The sequence below is a fragment of the Pseudomyxococcus flavus genome, from assembly GCF_050038885.1.
GTDB classification, from domain to species: domain Bacteria; phylum Myxococcota; class Myxococcia; order Myxococcales; family Myxococcaceae; genus Myxococcus; species Myxococcus flavus.
On record NZ_CP143624.1, the window covers coordinates 5,510,005 to 5,532,535 of the forward strand.

General features: G+C 68.2%; 14 protein-coding genes and 1 pseudogene. 8 read left to right on the forward strand and 7 right to left on the reverse strand.

What is annotated here, in order from left to right; all coding sequences use genetic code 11:
• Nucleotides 1–19: 19 nt before the first annotated feature.
• The 3 genes from VZL07_RS22965 (at nucleotide 20) to VZL07_RS22975 (ending at nucleotide 2,925) form a co-directional block, all read left to right on the forward strand.
• Complete coding sequence (locus VZL07_RS22965) at nucleotides 20–1,138, forward strand: bifunctional HD family hydrolase/N-acetyltransferase (protein WP_426749755.1); 1,119 nt, start codon at nucleotides 20–22, stop codon at nucleotides 1,136–1,138.
• 219 nt (nucleotides 1,139–1,357) lie between these two features.
• Nucleotides 1,358–1,954, forward strand: coding sequence for a carboxymuconolactone decarboxylase family protein (locus VZL07_RS22970; RefSeq protein ID WP_426749756.1), 597 nt, complete (start codon nucleotides 1,358–1,360; stop codon nucleotides 1,952–1,954).
• Nucleotides 1,951–2,925: an RNA polymerase sigma-70 factor gene (locus VZL07_RS22975; protein ID WP_426749757.1), complete on the forward strand. Its 975-nt coding sequence runs from the start codon at nucleotides 1,951–1,953 to the stop codon at nucleotides 2,923–2,925. The genes VZL07_RS22970 and VZL07_RS22975 overlap by 4 nt, the downstream gene beginning before the upstream one ends.
• Nucleotides 2,926–3,051: 126 nt before the next feature.
• On the opposite strand, the gene VZL07_RS22980 is transcribed toward VZL07_RS22975, so the two are convergent.
• From VZL07_RS22980 to VZL07_RS22990, 3 genes are all read right to left on the reverse strand, one after another.
• The gene (locus tag VZL07_RS22980; protein WP_426749758.1) at nucleotides 3,052–3,879 is read right to left on the reverse strand and encodes a MerR family transcriptional regulator; all 828 of its coding nucleotides are present in this window, start codon (nucleotides 3,877–3,879) and stop codon (nucleotides 3,052–3,054) included.
• Nucleotides 3,876–4,943, reverse strand: a complete 1,068-nt coding sequence (locus VZL07_RS22985; protein WP_426749759.1) for an alpha/beta fold hydrolase — start codon at nucleotides 4,941–4,943, stop codon at nucleotides 3,876–3,878. The genes VZL07_RS22980 and VZL07_RS22985 overlap by 4 nt, the downstream gene beginning before the upstream one ends.
• 124 nt (nucleotides 4,944–5,067) lie before the next feature.
• Complete coding sequence (locus VZL07_RS22990) at nucleotides 5,068–5,907, reverse strand: dienelactone hydrolase family protein (RefSeq protein ID WP_426749760.1); 840 nt, start codon at nucleotides 5,905–5,907, stop codon at nucleotides 5,068–5,070.
• 144 nt (nucleotides 5,908–6,051) lie between these two features.
• On the opposite strand from VZL07_RS22990, the gene VZL07_RS22995 reads away from it, so the two are divergent.
• Nucleotides 6,052–7,134, forward strand: coding sequence for a GlxA family transcriptional regulator (locus VZL07_RS22995; protein ID WP_426749761.1), 1,083 nt, complete (start codon nucleotides 6,052–6,054; stop codon nucleotides 7,132–7,134).
• Nucleotides 7,135–7,141: 7 nt separating this feature from the next.
• On the opposite strand, the gene VZL07_RS23000 is transcribed toward VZL07_RS22995, so the two are convergent.
• From VZL07_RS23000 to VZL07_RS23015, 4 genes are all read right to left on the reverse strand, one after another.
• Nucleotides 7,142–8,056, reverse strand: a complete 915-nt coding sequence (locus VZL07_RS23000) for a GNAT family N-acetyltransferase (protein WP_426749762.1) — start codon at nucleotides 8,054–8,056, stop codon at nucleotides 7,142–7,144.
• Nucleotides 8,057–8,170: 114 nt separating this feature from the next.
• On the reverse strand, nucleotides 8,171–15,214 hold the full coding sequence (locus tag VZL07_RS23005) for an RHS repeat-associated core domain-containing protein (protein ID WP_426749763.1): 7,044 nt from the start codon (nucleotides 15,212–15,214) through the stop codon (nucleotides 8,171–8,173).
• Nucleotides 15,215–15,492: 278 nt separating this feature from the next.
• Nucleotides 15,493–16,272 carry an enoyl-CoA hydratase/isomerase family protein gene (locus VZL07_RS23010; RefSeq protein WP_426749764.1) on the reverse strand — a complete coding sequence of 260 codons (780 nt, stop codon included), beginning with the start codon at nucleotides 16,270–16,272 and terminating at the stop codon, nucleotides 15,493–15,495.
• Between the two features lie 29 nt (nucleotides 16,273–16,301).
• Nucleotides 16,302–17,936, reverse strand: coding sequence for an acyl-CoA synthetase (locus tag VZL07_RS23015; protein WP_426749765.1), 1,635 nt, complete (start codon nucleotides 17,934–17,936; stop codon nucleotides 16,302–16,304).
• A 371-nt stretch (nucleotides 17,937–18,307) separates the two neighbouring features.
• Here VZL07_RS23015 and VZL07_RS23020 point away from each other — a divergent pair, with 371 nt between their 5' ends.
• The 4 genes and pseudogenes from VZL07_RS23020 (at nucleotide 18,308) to VZL07_RS23035 (ending at nucleotide 22,398) form a co-directional block, all read left to right on the forward strand.
• Complete coding sequence (locus tag VZL07_RS23020) at nucleotides 18,308–19,171, forward strand: helix-turn-helix domain-containing protein (protein ID WP_426749766.1); 864 nt, start codon at nucleotides 18,308–18,310, stop codon at nucleotides 19,169–19,171.
• A gap of 1,321 nt (nucleotides 19,172–20,492) precedes the next feature.
• A pseudogene (locus tag VZL07_RS23025) lies at nucleotides 20,493–20,898 on the forward strand (DUF1203 domain-containing protein).
• A gap of 160 nt (nucleotides 20,899–21,058) precedes the next feature.
• Nucleotides 21,059–21,697, forward strand: a complete 639-nt coding sequence (locus VZL07_RS23030) for a DUF6058 family natural product biosynthesis protein (protein WP_426749767.1) — start codon at nucleotides 21,059–21,061, stop codon at nucleotides 21,695–21,697.
• Entirely contained in the window at nucleotides 21,691–22,398 is a 708-nt protein-coding gene (locus VZL07_RS23035; protein WP_426749768.1) for an ArsR/SmtB family transcription factor, read from the forward strand. Before VZL07_RS23030 ends, VZL07_RS23035 begins: the two co-directional genes overlap by 7 nt.
• Nucleotides 22,399–22,531 lie beyond the last annotated feature (133 nt).

Here is a 22,531-nt window from a genome sequence, read left to right on the forward strand (position 1 = left end):
GCCCACGTGGGCATTCGCCATGAGTATCGACACCCTCCAGGGCCGCCTCGACTTCCTCCGCGAAGCAGCGCGGCTCAAAGATGTCCTGAGAAGTGGACACACCTCCCACGGCCGTGTGGAGAGCACCGCCGAGCACAGCTGGCGCCTCTGCTTGATGGCCATCGTGTTCGACGACGCGCTGCTCGGAGTGGACCTGCTGAAGGTCCTACAGCTGTGCGTGATTCACGACCTGGGCGAAGCCATCCACGGCGACATCCCCGCGACCCATCAGGGGGCGTTCCCCAACAAGCGCGAGCAGGAGCGGACCGACCTGCTGCACCTGACGCGGACGCTCGACGCCCCCCTGCGCGAACGCATCCTGTCCCTCTGGGAAGAGTACGAGCAGGCCGCGTCACCAGAAGCCCAGGCCGTGAAGGCGCTCGACAAGCTGGAGACGCTCCTGCAGCACACCCAGGGCGCGAACCCGCCGGACTTCGACTACGCGTTCAATCTGGACTATGGCCGCAGGTACACCGATGCGAGTCCCCTGTTCAGGCGCCTGCGCGCACTCATCGATGAGGCCACTCGACGCAGGCTGCGCGGTGAACCTCCCGGCCGCGCCACGGAATCCCTACCCCCGAGGAACGCCCTCATGCCCCTGGCGATACGACCTGAAACCCCCGACGACGCTGGGAGCATCGAACGGTTGATCACCACCGCGTTCCAGGCCGCGCCCCACACGAGCCACACCGAGCAGTTCATCGTCAGCGCGCTCCGGCGGGCAGGTGTGCTGTCCGTGTCCCTGGTCGCGGAGGACGACGGTGTCATCATCGGCCACGTCGCGCTGTCACCTGTGAGCCTCTCCTCAGGGGAGACGGGCTGGTACGGCCTGGGCCCCATCTCCGTCTTGCCCGAGCGCCAGGGGCAGGGCATCGGCGCGCGCCTCATGACGTCCGCCCTGGCCGAGCTGCGGAGCCTCGGCGCCTCGGGCTGCGTGCTGCTCGGCGACCCGGCCTTCTACCAGCGATTCGGTTTTTCTTGCAGACCGGGACTGGTGCTGCCCGGCGTGCCCGCCGAGTACTTCCAGGCCCTCTCATTCACCGGACATTGGCCCGTCGCGCAGGTGACCTATCACGACGCGTTCAACGCGACGGAGTGAGCCCAGGCCCCTGGTGCGTGGGACGCCCCGGGGCGGGATGCCCGCGGGGCGTCCCAGGCCCAGCAGTGGCTATAGGGGGGCTGGGGAGGCCACCGGGGGCGGAGCAGGGGGGGCTCAGCGTCAGCCATGGGGGACGCGGATATCCGCCCGGATGTCACATCCCGCGGGCGCCCGGTGTCTCCATCGCGATTGAACCCGATGGTGACACCAGGAGACGACATGACCTCGACCAGGATTCCCCCGAAGCCGCTCACCGGGCTCTACGGCGCGATGGTGAAGAAGTTCGCCAGTAGAAGATTCGGGCAAGTCCCCAAGTCGCTCGGCGTGATGTGGCACCACCTGCCGGTGCTCAAAGCCAGCATGCGCTTCGGGCAGAAGGTACAGGCGTGGGACGAGTGCGACGAGAGCCTGAAGTCGTACGCGCACATGGCAGTGGCGTCGCTGGTGGGCTGCTCGTTCTGCCTGGACTTCAACTACTTCATGGCCCACAACCATGGGCTGGACGTGGACAAGGCGCGGGAAATTCCGAGGTGGCGGCAGTCGAACGTGTTCACGCCACTGGAGCGGCAGGTGCTGGAGTATGCCGAGGCGATGAGCCAGACGCCCCCCACGGTGACCGACGAGATGGTCGCGAGCTTGAGGGCGCAGCTCGGTGCCGCGGCGCTCATCGAGCTCACCACTGTGATTGGGTTCGCCAACCTGACGACCCGCTCCAACACCGCCCTGGGCATCGAGTCGGAGGGCTTCGCCGCCTCGTGCGGGCTGAAGCCGATGGCCCAGCCAAGCGTACGGCTGGGGGAGGTGTCCGCGTCATGACGGCCTCGATGCGCCCGACGTCGCCGGGAAGCGAGCCTCCCGGCGACGAGGCTGACTCGGCCTCCTCGCCCGACGCGGCCCGGGCTCCGCTGGGCTCGGAGGACCTCTTCGTCACCCACCGCAGCCTGCTCTTCACGGTTGCGTACGAGATGCTCGGCTCCGCGGCCGACGCCGAGGACGTCGTTCAGGAGACCTGGCTGCGGTGGGCGGACCTCGGTGAGGCAGGTCGGGCCGAGGTGCGCGACCCGCGCAGCTACCTGGTCCGGATCGTCACCCGGCAGGCGCTCAACCGGCTGCGCACACTCTCCCGCCGCAAGGAGGAGTACGTCGGCGAGTGGCTGCCCGAGCCGCTGCTCACCAGCCCCGAGGTCGCCGAGGACGTCGAGCTCGCGGAGAGCGTGTCGATCGCGATGCTCACCGTGCTGGAGACCCTCACCCCGGCCGAGCGGGCGGTGTTCGTGCTCCGGGAGGTCTTCGACGTGCCGTATGACGAAATCGCCCCGGCGCTCGACAAGACGCCAGCCGCCGTCCGGCAAATCGCCCACCGGGCGCGGGAGCACGTGGCCGCACGCCGGCCGCGGATGAAGGTCGACCGGGCGGAGCAGCAGGCCGTCCTGGAGCGGTTCCTGGCCGCGGTCAACTCCGGTGACCTGCAGGGCCTGCTCGACGTGCTCGCCCCCGACGTGGTGCTGGTCGCCGACGGCGGCGGCGTGGCGGCGGCGGTCCGGCGCCCGGTCAGCGGCAACGAGCGCGTGGCCAGGCTCCTGTCCCGCTTCCCCACGCTCGCGCCTGGCCGTCGGATTGCGACGGTGTGGCTCAACGGCGCGCCCGCGCTCCGGGTCGACGCCGCCGGCGAATTCGATACAGCAATCAGCGTCGTCGTCGAGCGCGGCCGGATTGCGCGGCTCTATGTCATGCGCAACCCGCACAAGATGGGCCGGCTCGACGAGCAGGTGACGCTGAGCCGGTAGCGGGCATGGCTCGGCTGCGTCCGAGCATCGGAGCGTCTGGCGCGCGATTGAGGGTGGGCAGTGCCATGAGCTTGAGCGTCGAGTGCGGTGCGCGTGGCTCGGCGTTGCCACGCGACGCCGCCCGCCTCAGTCCCGGCTGCGAAGTCCGCTTCCCTCCCAAGGCAGCGCGAGCTCGGTCATCCAGGAGCCGCCCTCCGCCGTGTCCGCGCGCAGGTACGTCTCGCGCAAGGGGATGGAGGGGCTGCGCTCCTTCGCATGGAGGTGGGCGAAGAGGCGGGCCCAGGAAGGGCCCACCGAATCGGGAGCCCCGGAGTGGACGAGCGTGACGGCCTGGACCTCGGGCAGTTCCTCGATGGAGACGCCTTCCGGGGTGGCCCCCGGTGCCAGGGGGACACACCAGGAGAGGTCCGCGTCGCTCTCGCGGTACTCCGCCTCGTGCAGGAGGCAGAAGGGCGCGCCGGCCACGTGGGGACCGCACGCGGCGAGCAGCCGTGGGAAGACCACCGACGCGTCGGAGTACCGCCCCCGTGCTCGATGCACGGCGACGCGGACCGGAGGGAGCCATCGCTCGAGGAGTGGCGGTGGTGCGCGCAGGTACGCCACCGCCTGGGCCTGGTGGCGCAGCAGCGTGTCCAGCGCGAGCACGGAGCGGTGCGCGCTGGCGGCCTCCTCCGCGAGCCGGGCCCGCACGCGGGTCAGTTGCTCCGCGAGCGAGTCGCCCGACCCCAGCTCCGTGAGCACGCCCTGAATCTCCTCCAGGGACAGTTTCAGGTCGCGCAGCGCGCGCAGCGTGTGGGCCAGGGCGATGTCGCGCTCGGTGTAGTAGCGGTAGCCGGAGGAGGGGTCCACGCGCGAGGGCTCGAGCAGTCCCTTCTCCTGGTAGAAGCGCAGCGCCTTCACCGTCAGGCCGGTGATGCGCGACGTCTCGCCAATGGAATACAGCAGTCCGCTCACCGCTCCACCTCGGAGAGGAAGGCGCTCACCGTGGCCGCGAAGGCCTCGGGCTGCTCCTCGAAGGGGAAGTGCCCGCTGCCCGCCAGCTCCACCAGCCGCGCGTGGGGAAGCGCTTCTACCACGCGCACGGTGGCCGAACGCGGCTGGAGGTCCTGGGCGCCGTGGATGACGAGCGTGGGCGCACGTACCCGGCGCAGCCAGTGGCTCCAGTCGTGATGCCGGCCCAGGCTCAAGTAGAGCCCCAGCGAGAGGAAGCCGCCAGCTGCACCGGCGTCGGGAAGCACTGCGTCGGGGGACTCGCGCCGCGCGGCCTGGACGTACAGCGGTGCGAAGGCGGCGAAGTGCTGGGCGAGTCGGCCCTCGTCGTCCTTCAGGCGGGCAGGGAAGTCGAAGGTGTGCTTCATCCACACCGCCAGCTCGCGCTGGCCCGCCTCGTCCAGCCGTGTCCGCACCTGGGCGAAGAGGTCTCCATCGCCAGCGGGCATCGTCACCAACGGCGCGGGTGCCACCAGCACGAGGGCATCCACGCGCTCCGGCCACTCCGCGGCGTACAGGGCCGCCACCAGGGCCCCGAAGGAGTGTCCCACCAGCGTGAGGCGCTCCTTGCCGAGCAGGCGCCGGATGCGCTCGAGGTCCGCGAGCTGCGCGGCGAGTCCCAGTCGGGCTTCCACCTGCTGCATGGCCTGCCACGTGCCGCCGGGTGGAGGGTGGGTGAGGGGACGCGAAGAGGCGCCGCAGCCTCGCTGGTCATAGAAGTGCCAGCGCAGGGAGTCGCCAGTCAGGACCGCCCCGCGCCAGGGCTTCGCAGGGGGAAGGCCGGGACCGCCATGCACGACGACGACGTCCCGCCCGTTGCCCACGGTCACGTGGTGGAGCCGCACGTCACGTGTCACCTGCCAGGACGGGGCGTCCGCACGTTGTCCTGGGGGGACGTCCAGCGTTTCGCCCCGCGCGGCCAGCACCTGCTCCACGGTGCCTGGCTGGAAGAGCGCTCGCCCCATCCACCACCACGCGCCCGCCGCCGCTCCTATCAGCAGGATGAGCGTTCCAAGGACTACCGCCATGAGCTTCCTCCGCGCCGTGCCTCCGGTTGACATGCGTGGAGGGTGGCGGTCTCCCCTTGGAGGAGAGTCAAGCGGGCTCCTCGCCGTGGGCTTCCCACGGGCCTGGCTCGACGCGGCTCGCGTGTCAGGACGGCGTGCCCCCGTCACCCCCGCGCAGCCGCTGTGTGAAGAACGCGAGGATTTCGTCCCGGGCCGCCAGGGTGGGCTCCCCCGCGGCGTCGATGAGATGGGCTGTCACGACGCTGTGAGCGCAGCCGACGACCTCCGCGAAGAAGGGCGGCGGGGAGGGGTGGGCGGCGGAGGACGGCAGCACTCGCGGGACGAAGCGGTCGCCCAGGGCCTCCGCATATGCCTTGAAGCGCTGCGCCGTGCAGAAGCGGTCGCCCTCGAAGCGGTAGGCAAGCACCGTCAAGTTCTCACGCTCCAAGCGCTCCCGTACGGTGGCGGCGTCGTCCGGGGAGATTTCCAACCCGCCGGGTGAGTTGAGGGGCAGCGAGGGCTGGCACAGCACCGGCGCGAGCATCGCGCGCTCCAGCATCATGGTGAGTGCGAAATTCCCCGTGAAGCACATGCCTATCGCACCGACTCCCGGTCCCCCGCACTCCCCATGCGCGAGACTCGCCAACGCACGCAGCCAGCGCGTGACAGGGCTGGACGCGTTGGCTGCGAACGCCCGGAACTCGGCGCTCACGCAGGCTTGCTGCATGACCGCGCGGCCTTCCGCCGTCCGGGGGAACGCCCCGTCTCGACCGAAGAGGGAGGGCATGTAGACCGTGAAGCCTGCGTCGCGCACCCATCGCGCGAAGCGCGCGACGTGCGGGCTGATGCCAGGCATCTCCGCCAGAACGATGACCGCGGGGCCTCGGCCCATGACATGGACGACCTTCCGTTGCCCTTCCACGGTGATGTCGCGGTGCTCGACGTCATCGAGAGGATCATCTGCCTCGGGGCCAGTCGTCGTCATGCCGTCTCCTGTCTGGATGTGCGCGGGGCCTTGCCCGCCGCGGCTCACCGGGCGCTCCCGGCGTGTTCCGGGGGCTGACGATGGGCGAGAGCACGGCTGGAGGCCAGATGGCAGGAATGACAACATCCGGTCTATTCTCGCCAGATGATTGCGCACCTGGTGTTCGATGGAGTCTCGGACGGTTCGCTGGGCGTCGGCCTGGAGGTCATGGGGGCTGCCGCCCGGCTCGCCCGAGCGGGACGCATCGCCGCCCACGTTTCGGAACGGGTCTTCCGGCAGCGCGTAGTATCCATGGCTGGCCAGTCAGTCCGTACTGGCACCGGCCGAACATTCGCGGTCGATGGGCCCCTGACAGTTCGCGAACTTCGACAGGGGGACGTGCTGGTGTTGCCGGGGCTCGGTGCGGCGACGGAGGACCAACTGGATGCGCTCCTGGCTCGGGAGGACATCCAGCGCGGGCTCGGGATGTTGGCGCGTCTGGCCCGCAAGCGCGTCACCCTGGCCGCCTCCTGCTCCGCGACGTTCTTGCTGGCGGCGGCCGGAGTGCTCGAAGGGCGGCAGGCGACGACGACCTGGTGGCTCGGCCCGGCATTCGCCCGCCGCTTCCCACGGGTATCCCTTCGCTCGGACAAGATGGTGGTCGACGCTGGCGACGTGCTCACCGCCGGCGCGGCGCTGGCCCACGCGGACCTGATGCTTGGCATCGTGGCACGCACGGCGGGCGTCTCCCTCGCGCACCAGGTGGCGAAGTTCCTGGTGCTCGACGAACGCACGTCTCAGGCACGCTACATGGTGACAGAGCACATCCGCAGCTCGGACCCCACGGTCCTCGCGCTCGAGGCGTTCGTGCTGGCGAACGTCGGGCGGCAGCTCTCGCTTCACCACATGGCACGCGCCACGGCGACGTCGCCACGCACGCTGGTGCGCCGGGTCCAGTCCACGCTCGGTACGACGCCCTTCCGGATGGCCCAGCGCCTTCGCATCTCCCGGGCGGTGCACCTGCTCGAAACGACGAATGAATCCGTCGAGCAGATCGCCGCCCGCGTGGGGTACGCCGACCCGGCGGCATTCCGGCGCATCTTCCGCCGAGAGACAGGAGCTGCGCCGCTCGCGGTACGTCGTGGGGCAGGCGTCGCGCGGAGAGGAGAGCCGCAGCGTGCCCGCGAAGCCGCGGCGCGGTTCGCTCAGGAGGCCGCGGCAACGCCCAAGCGGCGTACCGGCTCGTGAGGGCGAATCAGGCCGTCCATGCCGTCTCCACCGGCTGCCGTGTGTGGCCGAGGTTCCGGTCCACCACGGTGAAGCCGGAGGTCTGGTAGAGGGCGACGGAGGCCGGGTTGCCCTCGAAGGCGTACACGATGGCCTGCCTGGCTCCCAGCATGTGCATGCGTCTGAGCCCCTTGTGCAGGAGCGCGCGCACGAGCCCGCGCCGCCGGTGCTCTGGGGCGCAGGCCACCGGCTCGAACTCACCCACTGCGTTGGCCTCGTCGAGCCAACCGAGTGCGCAGGCGGCGAGGGTGCCGTCAGGTGCCTCGGCGACGAGGTCCAACGCGGGTTGGTATCGCGGCGCCTCCATGAGGCGCGCGTACACCTCCGTCGTCACCCGCTCGGTGCCGAAGCCGCGCCGGTGTACGAGGGCGCGCGCGGCGACCTCCTCGGGGCCTCGCACCGCGCGCACCCGGTAGCCCGCGGGCAGCGCAGGCGGCGGGGGCGGCAGCGTGTGTAGTGGCAGTGCGAGGTGCAGGTAGCACCCGCCCGTGGTGCGCCGCCAGCCGAGCCGCTCCAGCGCCGCGAGCAGCGGGCCGTTGCTCTCCAGCGCCCAGAGAGTGGTCGGCTGAGAGGTGCGCTCGTGGCGTGCGCGCACCCAGGGCAAGACATCCCGCGCGAAGGCTTCCGCATGCACGAGCGGGTGGACGAGCAGGTCCACGTCGCCATTGCTGTAGGCCCACGCAAAGCCAGCAAGCTGCCCGGGCGCGTGCTCCCACAGGATGATGTCCTCCTGGGGGCGCACCTGGGCGTTGCGCAGCAGGCGCCAGCTCAGGTCCCCCACCGCGCACTCCACATGGGGGCCGCGCTCCGCCCACGCCTTCGCCACGAGGCAGGCCATGGCTTCGAGGTCGGCCACATCGCGATAGGGACGAAGGCAGCGCATCTTTCCTCTCTCGATGAGGCTGGGTGTGATTCGCACTCCGCGAGACGCCGCCACGGAAGGAGCCGGCCGGGCATGGCGGGTTCCCTCCGTGGAGCCTCTTCCCTCCTGCCCCACTCACTCTTCTGGCGTGAGCTGGTCCCTGCCTTCGTCGAATACTCCCAGGAACAGGCCGAAGTAGCCCGACCAGGTGCTTGCCCTCCCGAGCATCATTCCCAGTGGGGACTTGGACCCGAGGAGCTCGGAGGCCGCGCCGGTCGCGGTTCCCCACAGTCCGTTGTGGTTCGAGAGGGTGGTGACGGGGTCGGTATCCCCGGTGATTGCCTGCGTGAAGATCCCGAGCTCCGTGCCAAGGAGCCCGAAGCCCAATCCCAGAGGGCCACCAAACCCGATGGAGAGCAAGCCCAGGCCAAAGCCAGCACGTCGTGACCACCGCGAGAGGATGCGATTGAATCGACGGCGCTCTTTCGCGCGCTCCTTCTGCCGGAGGGCTCGCTCCTCGCGCTCCTTCAAGGTCTTGGCGCTGAGCTCATGTGAGGCCCTTTCAATCTCGAGGAATCGCTGGTCGAACTGCTCGAGGCCGAGTGTGAGCCCACGGAGCGCTTGTTCCGCCCGCGCCCTCGCGATGGAGTACTCATACCAGCTCTTCTCCAGCTCGTACTGTCGCCTTGCCCGCTCCAGCGCGGCGGACGCCTTCCGTTGTCTCTTGGACGGCGCAGGCGTGTCGCGCTGGACCTGCACCGGGGCCGCGGCCGCCTCATTGGACGGCACGGGAACGGGGTCGACGGCGGCCCTGGGCTGCGAGTACTCGTGCTCGGAGTTGCCTGGATTGAGGGAGGGGGCACCGCCATTGCCACCTCCACCGCCACTGCCGGGCCCGGAGTCACCTCCGTGCTCGGGAATGAGCGGGTCGCTGCTCCCGCCTCCTCCTGAGCCCGAGCCGCATCCCCATCCCCCTGGGGCGCGGATGGAAATCCCGCCTCCCGTCCCGCGTGTGCCGGGTCCGCTCCACTCTCCCTCCTCGCAGAGGCCGGTCGGGTCGGTCACGCTCACCGGGTTGTTCCACGCATAGCTATAGCGGTTGAGGTCCGCGAGCATGAAGGGCGCCTGGACGATGGGGTCCGGGCTGATGAAGCGGCCCACCGACGGGTCGTACATCCGCCCGCGCATGAACGTGAAGCCTCCATCGTCGCGGCCCTCGTGACCGGTGAAGCCCCGGGTGACCAGAGAGGCGGTGCTGAACAACGCGGACTGGGTCCAGTCGAGCGGGTCTCGCGGCTGGCCCCAGGCGGTGTAGCTGCGCCGCTCCACCACCGCGCCCGTGTCGTCCGTCACGACAGTCGTCGAGCCCAGCTCGTCGGTGAGCAGGAAGTGCGTGTCGGAGTCGACGATGTTCCCCTGGGTGTCGTAGACGCGTGTCAGCTCGGCGACTGTTTCGGCGCCGACCTTGACCAGGTGGGTGTGCCGCGCCGACGTCAGGGGCGCCTTCACGTCCCGCTCGCGCCGGTACCACTCGCCGATGGACAGCGTCTCGAGCCCGCTCTGGGCGTCGAAGCGGCGCACGCGGTTGCCATCCGCGTCGTAGTCGAACTTCAGCTCGTAGGCCGGCAGGCTGAAGATCGACGTGACGCGTCCGTGGGGGTCATGGGTCAACGCGGTGTTGATGCCATTGACGGAGCGGGCAATCAGCTCGCCATTGTCGTTGTACCAGAACGACGCTCCCCCCGCGCTCTGGAGTCGCTCGTCCTGATAGGTGTAGGTGCCGACGTCCGGGCGGTCCAGCAGGTTGCCGAAGGGGTCATAGCTGAAGCTCGCGTTCTGGGTGGAGGCCCCCTTCTCGGCCTGGGTGCCGAGGAGGCGGTGCTTCGGGTCGTAGAGGAAGAACTCGCTCTGGTCGTTGAGCGCGTCGATCCGCTTGCGCAGGTCCATGGCCTTCGTCCATTCCAGCCGCAGGTCCTGCACCGTGGTGGCCGCGCCCTGGGGCTGGAACACGGAGCGAATCGACTCGAGCCTCCCTGTATGCTCATCGAAGGTTCGCGTCGTGACGATGCCGTTGCCGAAGCGCTCCTCCTCGACGCCGCCAAAGGGATCCGCTCTCAGCTGCTCCCACAGGTCGAAGCCCGCGGCGCGATTGTCGAAGCCATTGAGGCGCAGCAGGTTCCCGAAGTCGTCGTACTGCATCGTCACGATGAAGTTGGACGGGTAGCGCAGGCTTCCCGGCCTGCCGAACGCGTCATAGGCGGTCTGCATCCGGAAGACCTCGCCGTCGATGGTCCAGTCCGTGGACGTCGGCCTCCCGAACACGTCGTACAGATGGGTCTTCGCGTGCCCGTCGCGCGAGACCGACTGGTGCAGGAACCCGGGACGGGTCACGTCGTAGGTCCACGTCGCGCTTCCGCCCTCCGAGTCCACGATGGTCGTGGGCCGACCCAGGTCGTCGTACTCGTAGATAAGCGTCTGGCCTTTCGCATCGAGCGAGGTCCGGAGCTGCCCGAGCGGGTCGTAGTCGAAGGTCTGCAGCCCCGTCTGCTTGTCGTCCATCATCAGCCGCCGGTTGTAGAGGTCCAGCAGGAACTGGGTCGGGGCACGCAGGGGGGTCGGCTGGCAGGGCTCGAGCCGGTACAGGCCCTCGAAGTGGCCGTAGCGGTAGCACATCTCGGTCGCGGTGCCCGGGGCATCCGCCTTGTGTCCATCCGCCGTGCGCACGATGTTGCCGCGCGTGTCGGAGAGGAGCCACGTCTGGTTGCCATCCGGATCGATCTGCGTCGTCTTCAAGCCGTCATAGCGCCAGCGCGTCGTGATGACTCCCTCGATGCCACCAGGGGAGATGCGCTCGATGAGGCGGTCGCGGACGTCATATTCCATGCGGGTCCACACGGGGGACTCGCCGGTCTTCGCCGGATGAGACACGCGCACCAGGCGACCTCGGTAGTCGTACTGGGCATAGTTGAAGACCTCGTACTCTCCCTTGAAGCCCTTGCTGACGGACTGCACCGGGCGGCCCAGCTCGTCGAAGGTCGTCTCCGAGTAGCCCAGGCCGGGGGACTCGACGATGACCCGTGGTGGTAGGAACGCCAGGGGCTCATAGGTGATGGACGTGCCCGGCGTCATCGCCGCGCCCTGACTCCAGGTCTGGCTGAAGGTCGGGCGCCCGAAGCCGTCATAGTCGCTGATGGACTTCACTCCATCCGGGGCGGTGGAGGAGAGGACCAGCCCCATGCCCGGCTCCCAGAGGCGCGTGGAGGTGTGCCCCAGCGCGTTCGTGAAGGTGACCGGGAAGACGCCGTCCGGGGCGTACTGGATGGAGACGCCGCGGTCGTTGCCCTCGCCGTCCCAGACCTGGACGGCGGTCGTGTTGCCGAAGGAGTCATACCCATAGCGGGTGCTGAAGCGGTACTCCGCCAGGGTGGGCTCGACCGTGACGACGTCGGGCTCTCCCGTGGCCGTGTACGTGGTCTGGACCGTGCGCGTCCTGGACTCCGGCAGGGCGCCAGGTAGCTTGTGGGTGACCTTCTCTTCGAGGACGAGGCCCAGGTTCCACGTGTCGAGCCGGTGTTCGTAGGTCAGCTCGGTCTCGTACCGCGCGCCGGAGCTCAGGTCCTCGAAGTAGTAGCGCTTCGGGAAGCCCAGCTCGTCATAGTCATGGGTGGTGTTCGGGTTCTCGGCATCAGGGAACGTGGAATACCCTCGCTTCGTGTGCTTCAGCGGGAAGATGCCTTGCATGACGTCCGCGTCGGCCATCTCCGCGAACTGCGCCGGCGTCAGCGCCGTCCAGTGGAATCCTCCATAGGTCCAGAGCCAGGAGTCGAACTTCTCGAAGGTCCGCACCTCCGAGGAGCGCGTCAAGGTGGAGAAGAAGTAGGACGCGCACTGGCTCTGGTCGAACTGATAGCCACAGGGGCCGAACCACTCGGGACCCACCTGCCACTCCGGGTCTCCATGGAAGTCCGCCCTGGGAACCATCGTGTAGCGGTTCTGGGTGAGGACGGCCAGCGCGCCGTCCAAGCTGTCCTGGCGCTGCCGGAGCGAGAGGGATTGCAACAGCTTGCCAGCATGCGGGGAGACCCGGCCGTTGTGATTGATGAGCGCGGTGCGAGTCGCGTAGGTCTCGAGTCGCCAGCTGATGAAGTCGTGGAACGGTGCATCGGGACCGGTGGCTCCGGCATCCCTGACGCTGCGATGCTCGAAGCCCAGGAACTGGTGTCCTTGGAGGAGCTGCTGCGCGTTCTTGTAGAAGTACTCGGTTCGCCGCGAGCCGATCGTCGGAGAGACGCCCGTGGGTGAGAGCAGGGCGGCGGCCAGGGGACGGGTGTCGAAGACCCGGTTGGCCTCAATGGCGCCTTCCAGACCGGGGAACGGGGCGAAGGCCTCGCGGTAGACGTCCGTGTCGGACATGGGCTTGTAGAGCACCATCCATGACGCGCCGTTCCCGTTGGTGAGCCGCTGCATCAGGTCGGGAACGTCGCCCTGCCGGACGTGGAAGTCCAGCAGCCAGGGGTCGTTGTATGGGTCGCTGTCGTTGTCCGGGTTCCGGCTGCGCACCAGCACGTCTGTGAGGCCATCGGCGTTGTAGTCGCCCAGCGACAGCGCGCGCTCGTCCAGCTTCCAGGGCAGGGGCGGCAGCGTCGTCATGCTCCATTCGAGCGTCCCTCCGCCCTGGCTCGGATAGTCGATGATCATCGGCTGGGCGTTGGTGTCCGACGGAACGCCGTTGCGAATCAGCAGCTCGTCGCGCCCATCTCGGTCCCAGTCGACGAGATGCGCGGACAGGAACTGCGCATGGAACGAGGTGGCACCGAGGGTGTGCATCCAGTCATGGCTGCGCACGAAGTAGCCGCCGATGTTGAGCCAGACCTCGATGCGTCCCTCCCAGGCCGCTCCCGCGTCCGGGAGCAGCGCTCCGTCCGTCTGGTTCACGAAGGGGCTCAGCCCGTTGGCCGCGAGCGTGGCCTCGGACTCGAAGCGGACCACGTCTGGGAACCCGTCCCCGTTGACGTCACCAACCTTGTCCGCGCCGATGCCGTTGCCGCGGCACAGGGCGCCGTACTGGTCCAGGCAGGCGCGGTTGCCTCCGTTGCCCGCGTGGAGACGCTGGTAGTAGTCGAACGGCAGCCCCGTGTTCCGGGTGTAGAAGTCAGATTCTCCGGCGTGCTGGCCGAGCGCCCTGTGGAAGACGAGGGCCTGGTAGGTCTCGCCGCGGAGTTGCTCCGGACTGAACCACGAGCCATTCCTCCACAAGGGGGGCCAGTCGCCGGGTTTGGAGGCGAGGTCGGCTCCACGGGCGTCATAGCCGCGGATGGTCAGCAGGTTGTCCGTGCCGTCGCCGTCGAAGTCCATGACATGGACCTTGTCCAGGGCCGAGCAGGGGTGCTTCGTCAGCGTCACTGGCGTGAAGGTGTAGGGATTGAGGTAGCTCCTGTTCTCCAGATAGACCCAGTAGCCCTGATACAGGGTCGAGCCCTCCAGCTCCGGTGGCAGTGTCTTGGAGCCGTTCTGCGGGTCGAAATAGGCGCCTCGGTCGTCGCTCTCGGCGCACACCATCAGGTCCGAGAGCCCGTCGCCGTTGAAGTCGCCTGGCGCGACCAGCAAGGCATGGTGGGAATAGGGGGCGTACGTGTCCGCGAGGGAGAATCCCTGGGGCAGTCCCGGCGTCTGCCGCAGGACCTGGAGCGTCGGCGCGAATCCCCACAGCATCTGCCGGTCGGAGTGGTCGCCAAAAGGAACCAGGACGTCCGTGCGGTCGTCTCCATCCAATTCGAAGGTCGCACTGGAGATGGCGTCGCCGGGCAGCAGGTAGGTGCGACAGTTGTTGGCGTGGTCACAGACCTCGACCGGCTCCTGGGGAATGGGCAGCGGGGCCCTCACGGGGAGGCCGGTGTCGATGATCTCCGACTCCTGCGGAGAAGGACGGATGGCCCAGAAGCTCCAGTTCTGGGCCTGGCCATTCCCCTCCCACCAGGGGGCCACCAGGAGGTCGGTGGTCCCATCCTGGTTGCCGTCGAGCTGGAGCAGCTGGAACACGGCCTCGTGGTCCTGCTCGGGGATGCCGTGCACGGGGAAGAGCTTCTCATCGAAGGCGAAGTCGCCGTCCTTGTCGTCGAGGAGGATGTCTCCGTAATAGCCTCCGGCCTGCCAGGTGAACTCGGTGGCTCGCTTGCACACCGCGGCGCCGTTCTCCTGGACACACTCCTGCAGGCTCTGCAGCAGGGAGCGCTTCGTCGTCGACGTGTTGTTGGCGTAGGTGAAGACATACTGTCTCACCATGCGCTCACCCGCGGTGGCGATCGCCGACGGCGCGAAGGTCGCGATGCGCTTGAGCCGGAAGGACTGGCGGTAGCGGGTCATCGAGAAGAAGCCGTTGAACACCTCCTGCTCCGGCAGGCGCTCGTACTGGAAGGTGACGCGGCGCGTGTTGTTGACGTACCGGATCTCACTGAGCCGGTGGTCCAGGCGCGAGTGCGTGCCCAAGGGGTCGTTGAGGTTGTCCGTGAAGACATAGTGATACGTCATCGCGTTGTCGTGGGGGTCCCGGACCCGGGTCAGCTTCCATTCGTACGGCTTCTTGATGGGGCCCCCCGCCGCATCGAGGTCGAAGCTGTAGACGCGGCTCTGGTCGTCCGTGCCGTAGAAGTGGATCGAGCCATCCGGTAGTTGCAGCTCGAAGCCGGGCCGGCCGTCATCCGAAGTCCGCGCGATGACCCGGCTGCCGTCGTCGCTGTACTTGCGATAGACCCTGCCAATCTTCAGGCCGTTCTTCAGGCCAATCAGCCGCATGCCGTCGAGGCAGAGCCAGTCCGCCGGGAACTCAGGTGGACTCTCGTTCGCCTCGTCCCGGAAGGTGATGGGGTGGAGCGCCGCGTCGTCGCTCATGATGCGACCACAGCGCTTGATGCTCGAGGTGGCCGCGAGGGAGAACCCCACGCCGAGCTCCCCGCTCTCGGTGTTGCTGCTGTAGTTGAGGCTGATGGTGGGAGACAGGGCTCCGATGCCGGGAGGCACCTGGAGGGGGATGGAGGTCACTGCCTGGCCCGTCGAGGTCACGGCGAGGTAGCCGCCGGTGTTGCCCGTGGGCGCTGTCTGGCTCAGGTGGCCATCCGGGCTGCTGGCGCTGGCCGTGCCGACGGTCAGGAACACCAGTAATATGAACATGGGGCGTCGCATTACGAAGTCTCCGGAACCCCGGATTGGGGTGTCACGGAGATGACGCTCAAGCCCTGCCAACCCCCTCAATCGTGATGTCGGTTTCTGCGAAGGAGGCGGAAGACCCTGGGCCGCACCGGATGGTTGAGGCACGCTGGCCCCCCCCCCGGCGACGGCCGGTAGGCATCGCAAGACGCGGGTCCTCGAGAAGGCGCTGCTCTCGGCTCTGCGGCTGAGGCGGGAACACCGGCGCGCCGTGGAGTGCGGTGCCCCGGCCTCCCTCTCCTCTGTGACGTGCTTCAGCCCTTGCGCTTGCCCTCGGCCTCGAGCTGCTTGCCGTACGCCTCGGTCTTCTGCGCGAAGTTGCCGCTCGCGAGCACCATGCCCTCGGCGAAGAGCGAGCCCATGCCCACGATGTTCATGTTCTGCTGCAGGTACTGGTTGAGCCACTTCTTCGTCATCTTCAGGCCAAGCGGATCGTACGAGAGCAGCTTCTTGATGAGCGCGTCGACTTCGGCGTCGAGCTGGTCCGCGGGGGCGACCTTGTTGATGAGGCCAATTTCATAGGCCTCCTTCGCCGTACAAGCTCGGTCGGTCATCAGGAACTCGCGCGCCCGGCTCAGGCCGATCCGGGTCGGCCACAGCAGCGCGCCGCCGTCGCCGGGAGGCACGCCGAAGCCGGAGAGGTGCGGGTCGCTGAAGGTGGCGTCCTCGCTCGCGTAGACGAAGTCGCAGGCCAGCGCGATGGACGCGCCCATGCTGTGCGCACCCGGCGCGTACACCTTGGCGATGGTCACCTTCTCGCAGTTGATCTGGTCGCGGACGATGTCCTCGGCCTCCTTGAAGATCTGCAGCATGTCCTTGTAGATGCCGAGCTTCTTCACCCACTCGAACTCGTACTTCTCGGGCGCGAGGAAAGACTTGTTCTTTCCGGTCACGACCACGACCCGGGCGTCGGACTCGTGCGCCAGACGGAAGACGCGGGCGAGGCCGGCGTGGGTCTTTCCGTTGAGGCCTCCAATCTCAATGGTGAAGACATCGTCCTTCTCGGTGATTTCGATAAGGCCAAATTCCGACATGCGGTGCTCCTTCCTGGGTTGTGCTGGCTTCAGCTGTCGATGGCGCGTGACGAGCCGGCGCGAGAGCGCAGCTCGAACTTCTGGATCTTCCCGGTCGAGGTCCGGGGCAGCGGGCCGAAGACGACCGCGCGTGGCACCTTGAAGCCGGAGAGCCGTTCCTTGCAGAAGGCGATGATGTCCTCGGCGGTGGCCTGGGCCTCGGGGCGGAGCTCGATGAACGCGCACGGCGTCTCTCCCCACTTCGGGTCGGGCTGCGCGACCACCGCGGCTCCGAGGACAGCGGGGTGCCGGTAGAGGACGTCCTCGACCTCGATGCTCGAGATGTTCTCTCCGCCGGAGATGATGATGTCCTTGCTCCGGTCCTTGATCTTCACGTACCCATCCGGCGACATCACGCCGAGGTCGCCGGTGTGGAACCAGCCGCCAGCGAACGCCGCGCCGGTGGCTGTGGGGTTCTTGAGGTAACCTTTCATGGTGATGTTTCCGCGGAACATCACCTCACCCATGGTCTCTCCGTCAGCGGGCACCGGCTGCATCGTCGCCGGGTCGAGCACGGCGATGGCCTCCTGGAGGTGGTACCGCGCACCCTGCCGGGCATTGAGGCGCGCCCGCTCGGAGATCGGCAGCGCGTTCCAGCTCTCGTGCTTCTCGCAGACCGCCGCCGGGCCGTAGACCTCGGTGAGACCGTAGACGTGGGTGAGGTCGATGCTGAGGTTCTCCATCGCCTCGATCATCGCGGCAGGCGGCGCGGCGCCGGCGACCATGCCCGACACCCGGTGGGAGATGCCCTGTCCGTGTGCGGCGGCGGCGGCGATGAGCATCGAGTGCACGATGGGCGCGCCGCAGTAGTGGGTGACGCGGTGTTCACGGATGAGGTCGAAACACGTCTGCGCATCGACCTTGCGCAGGCACACGTTCGTCCCTGCGCGGGCGGCGACGGTCCACGCGAAGCACCACCCGTTGCAGTGGAAGAGTGGCAGCGTCCACAGGTAGACCGGGTGCTTGGGCAGGTCCCACTCGAGGATGTTGGAGGTGGCGTTCAGGAACGCGCCCCGGTGGTGATAGACGACGCCCTTCGGATCGCCGGTCGTGCCCGAGGTGTAGTTGAGGCAGATGGCGTCCCACTCGTCGTCGGGGCCGGTGTAGACGAACGAGGAATCGCCCTCGGCGAGCAAGGCCTCGTATCCGAGCCCCGGCGCAGGCGGCAGGTCGAGCTCGGGCGCGTCCACGTCGACGACGAGGATGTCGCGTCCGAGGCGGGCGACGGCCGCGCTCGCCACCGCGGCCAGCTCGCGGTCGACGAGCAATGCCTTGGCCTCGCCGTGCGCCAGCATGAAGGCGATGCTCTGGGCGTCGAACCGGGTGTTGAGGGCGTTCAGCACCGCGCCGCTCATGGGCACCCCGAAGTGCGCCTCGATGAGCGCCGGCACGTTGGGCATGAGCGCCGCCACGGTGTCGCCCCGGCCGATGCCCCGCTTCTGCAGTGCGCTCGCCAGCCGCCGACAGCGCGCGTCTGTCTCGCGCCAGGTCTGCCGCAGCGCGCCGTGAATGATCGCCACACGCTCGGGGTGCACCGCTGCCGCGCGCGCCAGAAACGTCATCGGCGTCAGCTGGACGAAGTTCGCGTCGTTCTTCTCGAGGCCGAGGTCGTAGATGGATGCCATGTGCTTGCGATGGAAGTCGGAGGCAACTGCCGAACTGCTGAGCACGGTACCGGCGCAACTCGAGGTGGTCTTGAATGCCTCGGAGGTGCCAATGGAACGATTCGGACGACGCGACGCGGCAGCATCACGCGTTCGCGGAGAGGTGAAACACGGCCGAGGCGAGAGCCTGGCGAACCGGCTCTGCGTCCGTCGGCTTCTTCATCAGGCGCGGGGTAACCCAGGACGTCCGAGGAGAGCGGCTTTGGTGCGTTGCTCGAATGCTTGCTCAGGCACCATCCGTTGAACGGTTGCGGTTTCCAGAGGTGAGATTCGGCGCTAGCCTTCGTGGCATGGCCCCCGCAACGCACACGAGGGTCCGCCTCGATGAACTGGTGCGGACCACGGCCAACTACTCGGCGTGGCTCGAGGGCACGTCCGCGACCGCGAAGCAGGTCGGCGTGCACGGCTTCCGGTTCGACGCCCATCAGCAGTTGACCGGGGTGACCCTCGACAGCTTCCACGTCCTCCTCTGCCTGGGCGGGCGCGCGTCCATCCGCCGGATCATGAACGACTCGGTCGAGGTGATGGACCTCGGCCCAGGCGACGTGCTGGTCAACCCGATGGCGACCTCGCTGCGCTGGAGTTGGTCTGGGGCGGTCGAGGTGCTCAACATCGCGGTGCACCCCGGCTATCTCGACGAGGCGGTCCGTGAGTCGATGGGGGGGCTGGTGCGCCTGCGCCCGCGGGCCCGTCCGTATGCGCCCGATCCGTCGCTCGTCCAGCTGGGGTGCGATCTGCACCGCGAGGTCTCCACGCCAGACCTGCTCGGGGCGCAGCGGGGTGCCCGGGCGGTCGGCGAGCGCATCGCGCTCCACCTTTTACGCAACTACGTCGACGTCGAGCGCACCGGGCACGACCGCACCTTCAGCCCCGAGGAGCGGCGGACGCTGCTGGACTACGTCGAGGCGCGGCTCGACCAGCCGCTGCGGGTCGAGCAACTCGCGGCGCTGGTACGTCTGGGCGAGCACCACTTCTCGCGCACCTTCCGGGCGACCTTCGGTCTCGCCCCCCACGCCTGGCTGCGGGATCGTCGCCTGGAGCGCGCCCGCGAGCTCCTGGTCACCACCGACGACTCGATCTTGAGCATCGCGATGGCCACCGGCTTCGCGGACCAGAGCCACCTCACGCGCTGCTTCGGTGCGCGCTACGGCACCACGCCGGCGGCGTTGCGCGGCGGTCGACAGCGGCTGACCTGAAGGCACGCACGGAAGCGCTTCAGGAGGGCGGCCCCGAATTCCTCCCCAGTTGGACATTGCCGGCGAGGCCATGCTCGCCGGAAGAGCGCGGCGAAGAGGATGTCTTCAGCAGGTTGGTTGATGAGCCAGGGCTCGCCGTCTGAGCTGACTCCCTGGCGCCTGGACCTGTCCGACCCCACCGACCGCGCCGGCCTCACGTGCCAACCAGGCCGACACGAGGAGACTCTGGGCGTTTGCAAACCTGCATCATTCACAATAAAACCACAAACCAAGCGTTCCTGTTTTTTTAAACTATCCTGGTTTGTGTACATCGCTCATGAGAATGGGAACAATGCCCACTGACACCGCCTTGCCGCTGCGCCGATTTCTCGGCGTGCCCGCCATCCTGCTGTTGTCCTCATTGCCCGCCAGCGCGACGCCCACCGGCTCGCCGGAGTTCCTCATGGAGTCACGGGCCAGTCGGGTGGGAGGCCAGTTGAAGCCGGGTATCCCCGACTTCAATTTCATTACGAAGCCAGTCCCCATCGCTCCTGAAGACGAGGCCCTCCTTCCGAATGGCCTCGTCACGTTCGAATGGGAGCCGTCCACGGACCCTTTGGGTTACCCCGTCTTCTATTACTTACGAATTTCCCAGGGAGGGATAGCTGTTCGGGGGTACGATACGGCGCAAACCGTCTTCTCCCTGAGTGAAGCTGATGCGTTGGCACCGGGCGTCTACTCCTGGGTCGTCATAGCCCTGAACGCAGGGGGCGGTTCCACCTCCGTGGAATCCCATTTCACCGTCGCAGGCGAATCAGCTTCCGATGGAGGCGTCGCGGACGCTGGCGTCGGTACGGATGGAGGCTCAATTGGCGAAGAGCCATCAGATGCCGGAAGCCCAGACGCAGGGACCCCGGTGATTGTCGGCCCACGCCCCCCTCAGTCCTTTGATCCACCGGAGTCGTCCGGGTGCGCAGCCAGCCCGGCCGGCCGGCTAGCTTCTGGCGCATCGTTTCTCCTCACGGCCCTCCTGCTCATTGCCCGTGGGAGCAATCGCCGGCGCAGAAGGTGATTGACCCGGAGTCCTCCGCCCCAGGATTTCTTGAGACACCTCTCTGGGGGATAACCTCCCCTCGTGAGGTGGATGTGAAGAAGCAGCAAAAGCAGCACAGGACGGCGGAGCGCGGGCGACTTCGCGCGCATGTTCTACCCGACGTTGTGAACGGGCCTCCGCCAGGTCCATGCCGCGACTGGAGCCTCCATGACCATCAAGATGCTTCCACTTCCCGCTGAGTTCCTGGAGAGGGGCTGGATTTAACGCAGGGACGACCGAGCGCAGGAGGTGCAGCCCTTCGTTTCGACCAACGGAGGCGACGCCCTGCGATGCTGCGTGCGCCCTGCGCTCGGAGGCGAGCACGTGGCGCTCGTCTCCTTCAGCCCATTCCTTCGGCAGAACGCCTTCAAGGCGTCTGGTCCCATCTACGTGCATACGACCCCTGTGAGGGGCCGCCGCGGACCTCCGCGCTTCCCGTCACTTCGACGGAAGCAACTTCAGCTTCCGTGCCTACAGCGCCGAGCAAGTGATTATCGAGGCAACGCTCGCGCCAGGCGCCCGTGCCCACGACAGAATTGCCGCGCTTCTCACTTGGCCTGAGGTGGTGCATGTGGACGCACGCTTCGCTGGCTACGGGTGCTTCCTTACGAGGTTTGTGCGCGCTTCGGCGGTGGCCGATGGAGGAGCGGCATGACGGAGTTGCGGGAGAGGGTATCCGTATGCGCCCCGGTTCCCGCAGACCGCAGCGACCCGATTGGGCAGGCAGAGCTCCTGACACCCAGGGGACCACCTGGGCGCCTCCTCGCGGTGACACTTCGATGCGGACCGAAGTGAGCGCGTGCTACCACCGGCCCATGGCTCCAAACACTTCGGGCGCCGGGGCGCTGACCCCGGCGGACGTGCGTTACATCACCGAACACTTTGTCCCACTCAGCGCGGTGGCAGCAGGCCGGCCGGAATCCCCGGACACGCTTCAGGCCCTCATCGACTCGGGACACCTGCCCCAACCCACGTATACGCTCGCCGATGGCACGGGCATGTACCCGCGAGACGTGTTGGGCCTCCTGGACGCGGCCGGGAGCCCGGACGCGGTACGCGGACATTTCGACGCGCGCCTGCTGCGCATGGCGGTCCGCTTCGGGACGACCCTCACCCAGGAACAGCTCGACGCCGAGTGGCGTGGATACCTGAGGGGCCATTACGGCGCGTGTCTGCGCGTCGTCACTCCGGAGCACATCTTCTGCAAGGAGTGGCTGGTTCGCCGACTGGCAGAGGCCCTCGCCGCTCCCGCTCCGGACGATGAGGCCTGGTGCGCGCGGCTGCGCACCGACGTGGAGGCACTGGACGCCCTGGAGCGCGAGTTCGCGCCGTGGGACCGGATCCGCTTCGGTGGTCCGGTGTCACGTGACCGATTCATCACCGCCCCCCGGCTGCGCTACCCGCACCTCTTCGCTCGTGCGGGGACTCCTGTGGGAGCCAGCCAGGCGTGTTGACGGAGCCGGACATCGCATCGGTCGCGGCGGCGGTGGGCGAGCCGTCGCGGGCCGCCATGCTGGTGGCGTTGCTGGAAGGCCCGCCGCTCGCGGCGCGGGAGCTGGCACGACGCGCGGGCGTGTCCGCGCAGACCGCGAGCAGCCATCTGGCGCGGCTGGTGGAAGCGCGCCTCCTGACGTCCCGGACGCAGGGCCGGCAACGGCTGTTCCAGCTCGCGGGACCGGAGGTCGTCACGTTGCTGGAGGCCCTCGCGGTGCTGGCGCCACGGACACCCGCCCACCTCGTGACGGACACGCGCGGAACCGCGGCGCTTCGCGAGGCACGGACCTGCTACGACCACCTCGCGGGCCGGCTCGGAATCCGCGTGACGGACTTCCTCCTCGAGCGCGCGTTTCTCCAGCGCCATGAGGACGCGTTCCAGGTGACGCGGACCGGGGAGGCATGGCTGCGCGACTTCGGCATCTCCTTGGAGGTCCTGCGCACCGGCCGCCGGCCTCTCACGCGCGCCTGCCTGGACTGGACCGAGCGCCGCCCTCATCTCGCGGGCGCACTGGGCGCGGCGCTGACCGAGCGGTTCTTCGAACGCGGGTGGCTCACGCGGTTGCGCGGCACGCGCGCGGTCCGGCTCACGGAGCGAGGGCGGGCCGCGCTGAGTGGCGAATGGGGGATGACCCTGGATGGGAGCAGCCAGGTTTCGTAGGCACCCACTCCGCTTGGGACAGGGCGCGGCAGAGCTCTGGCCTGCCAGCGTTCGCCAGGAAGTATCGCAAGATGCGGGCTCTTGGAATGGCGCTGGTCCAGACGATGCGCTCGGCGCCTGCTGCGCGAGGACC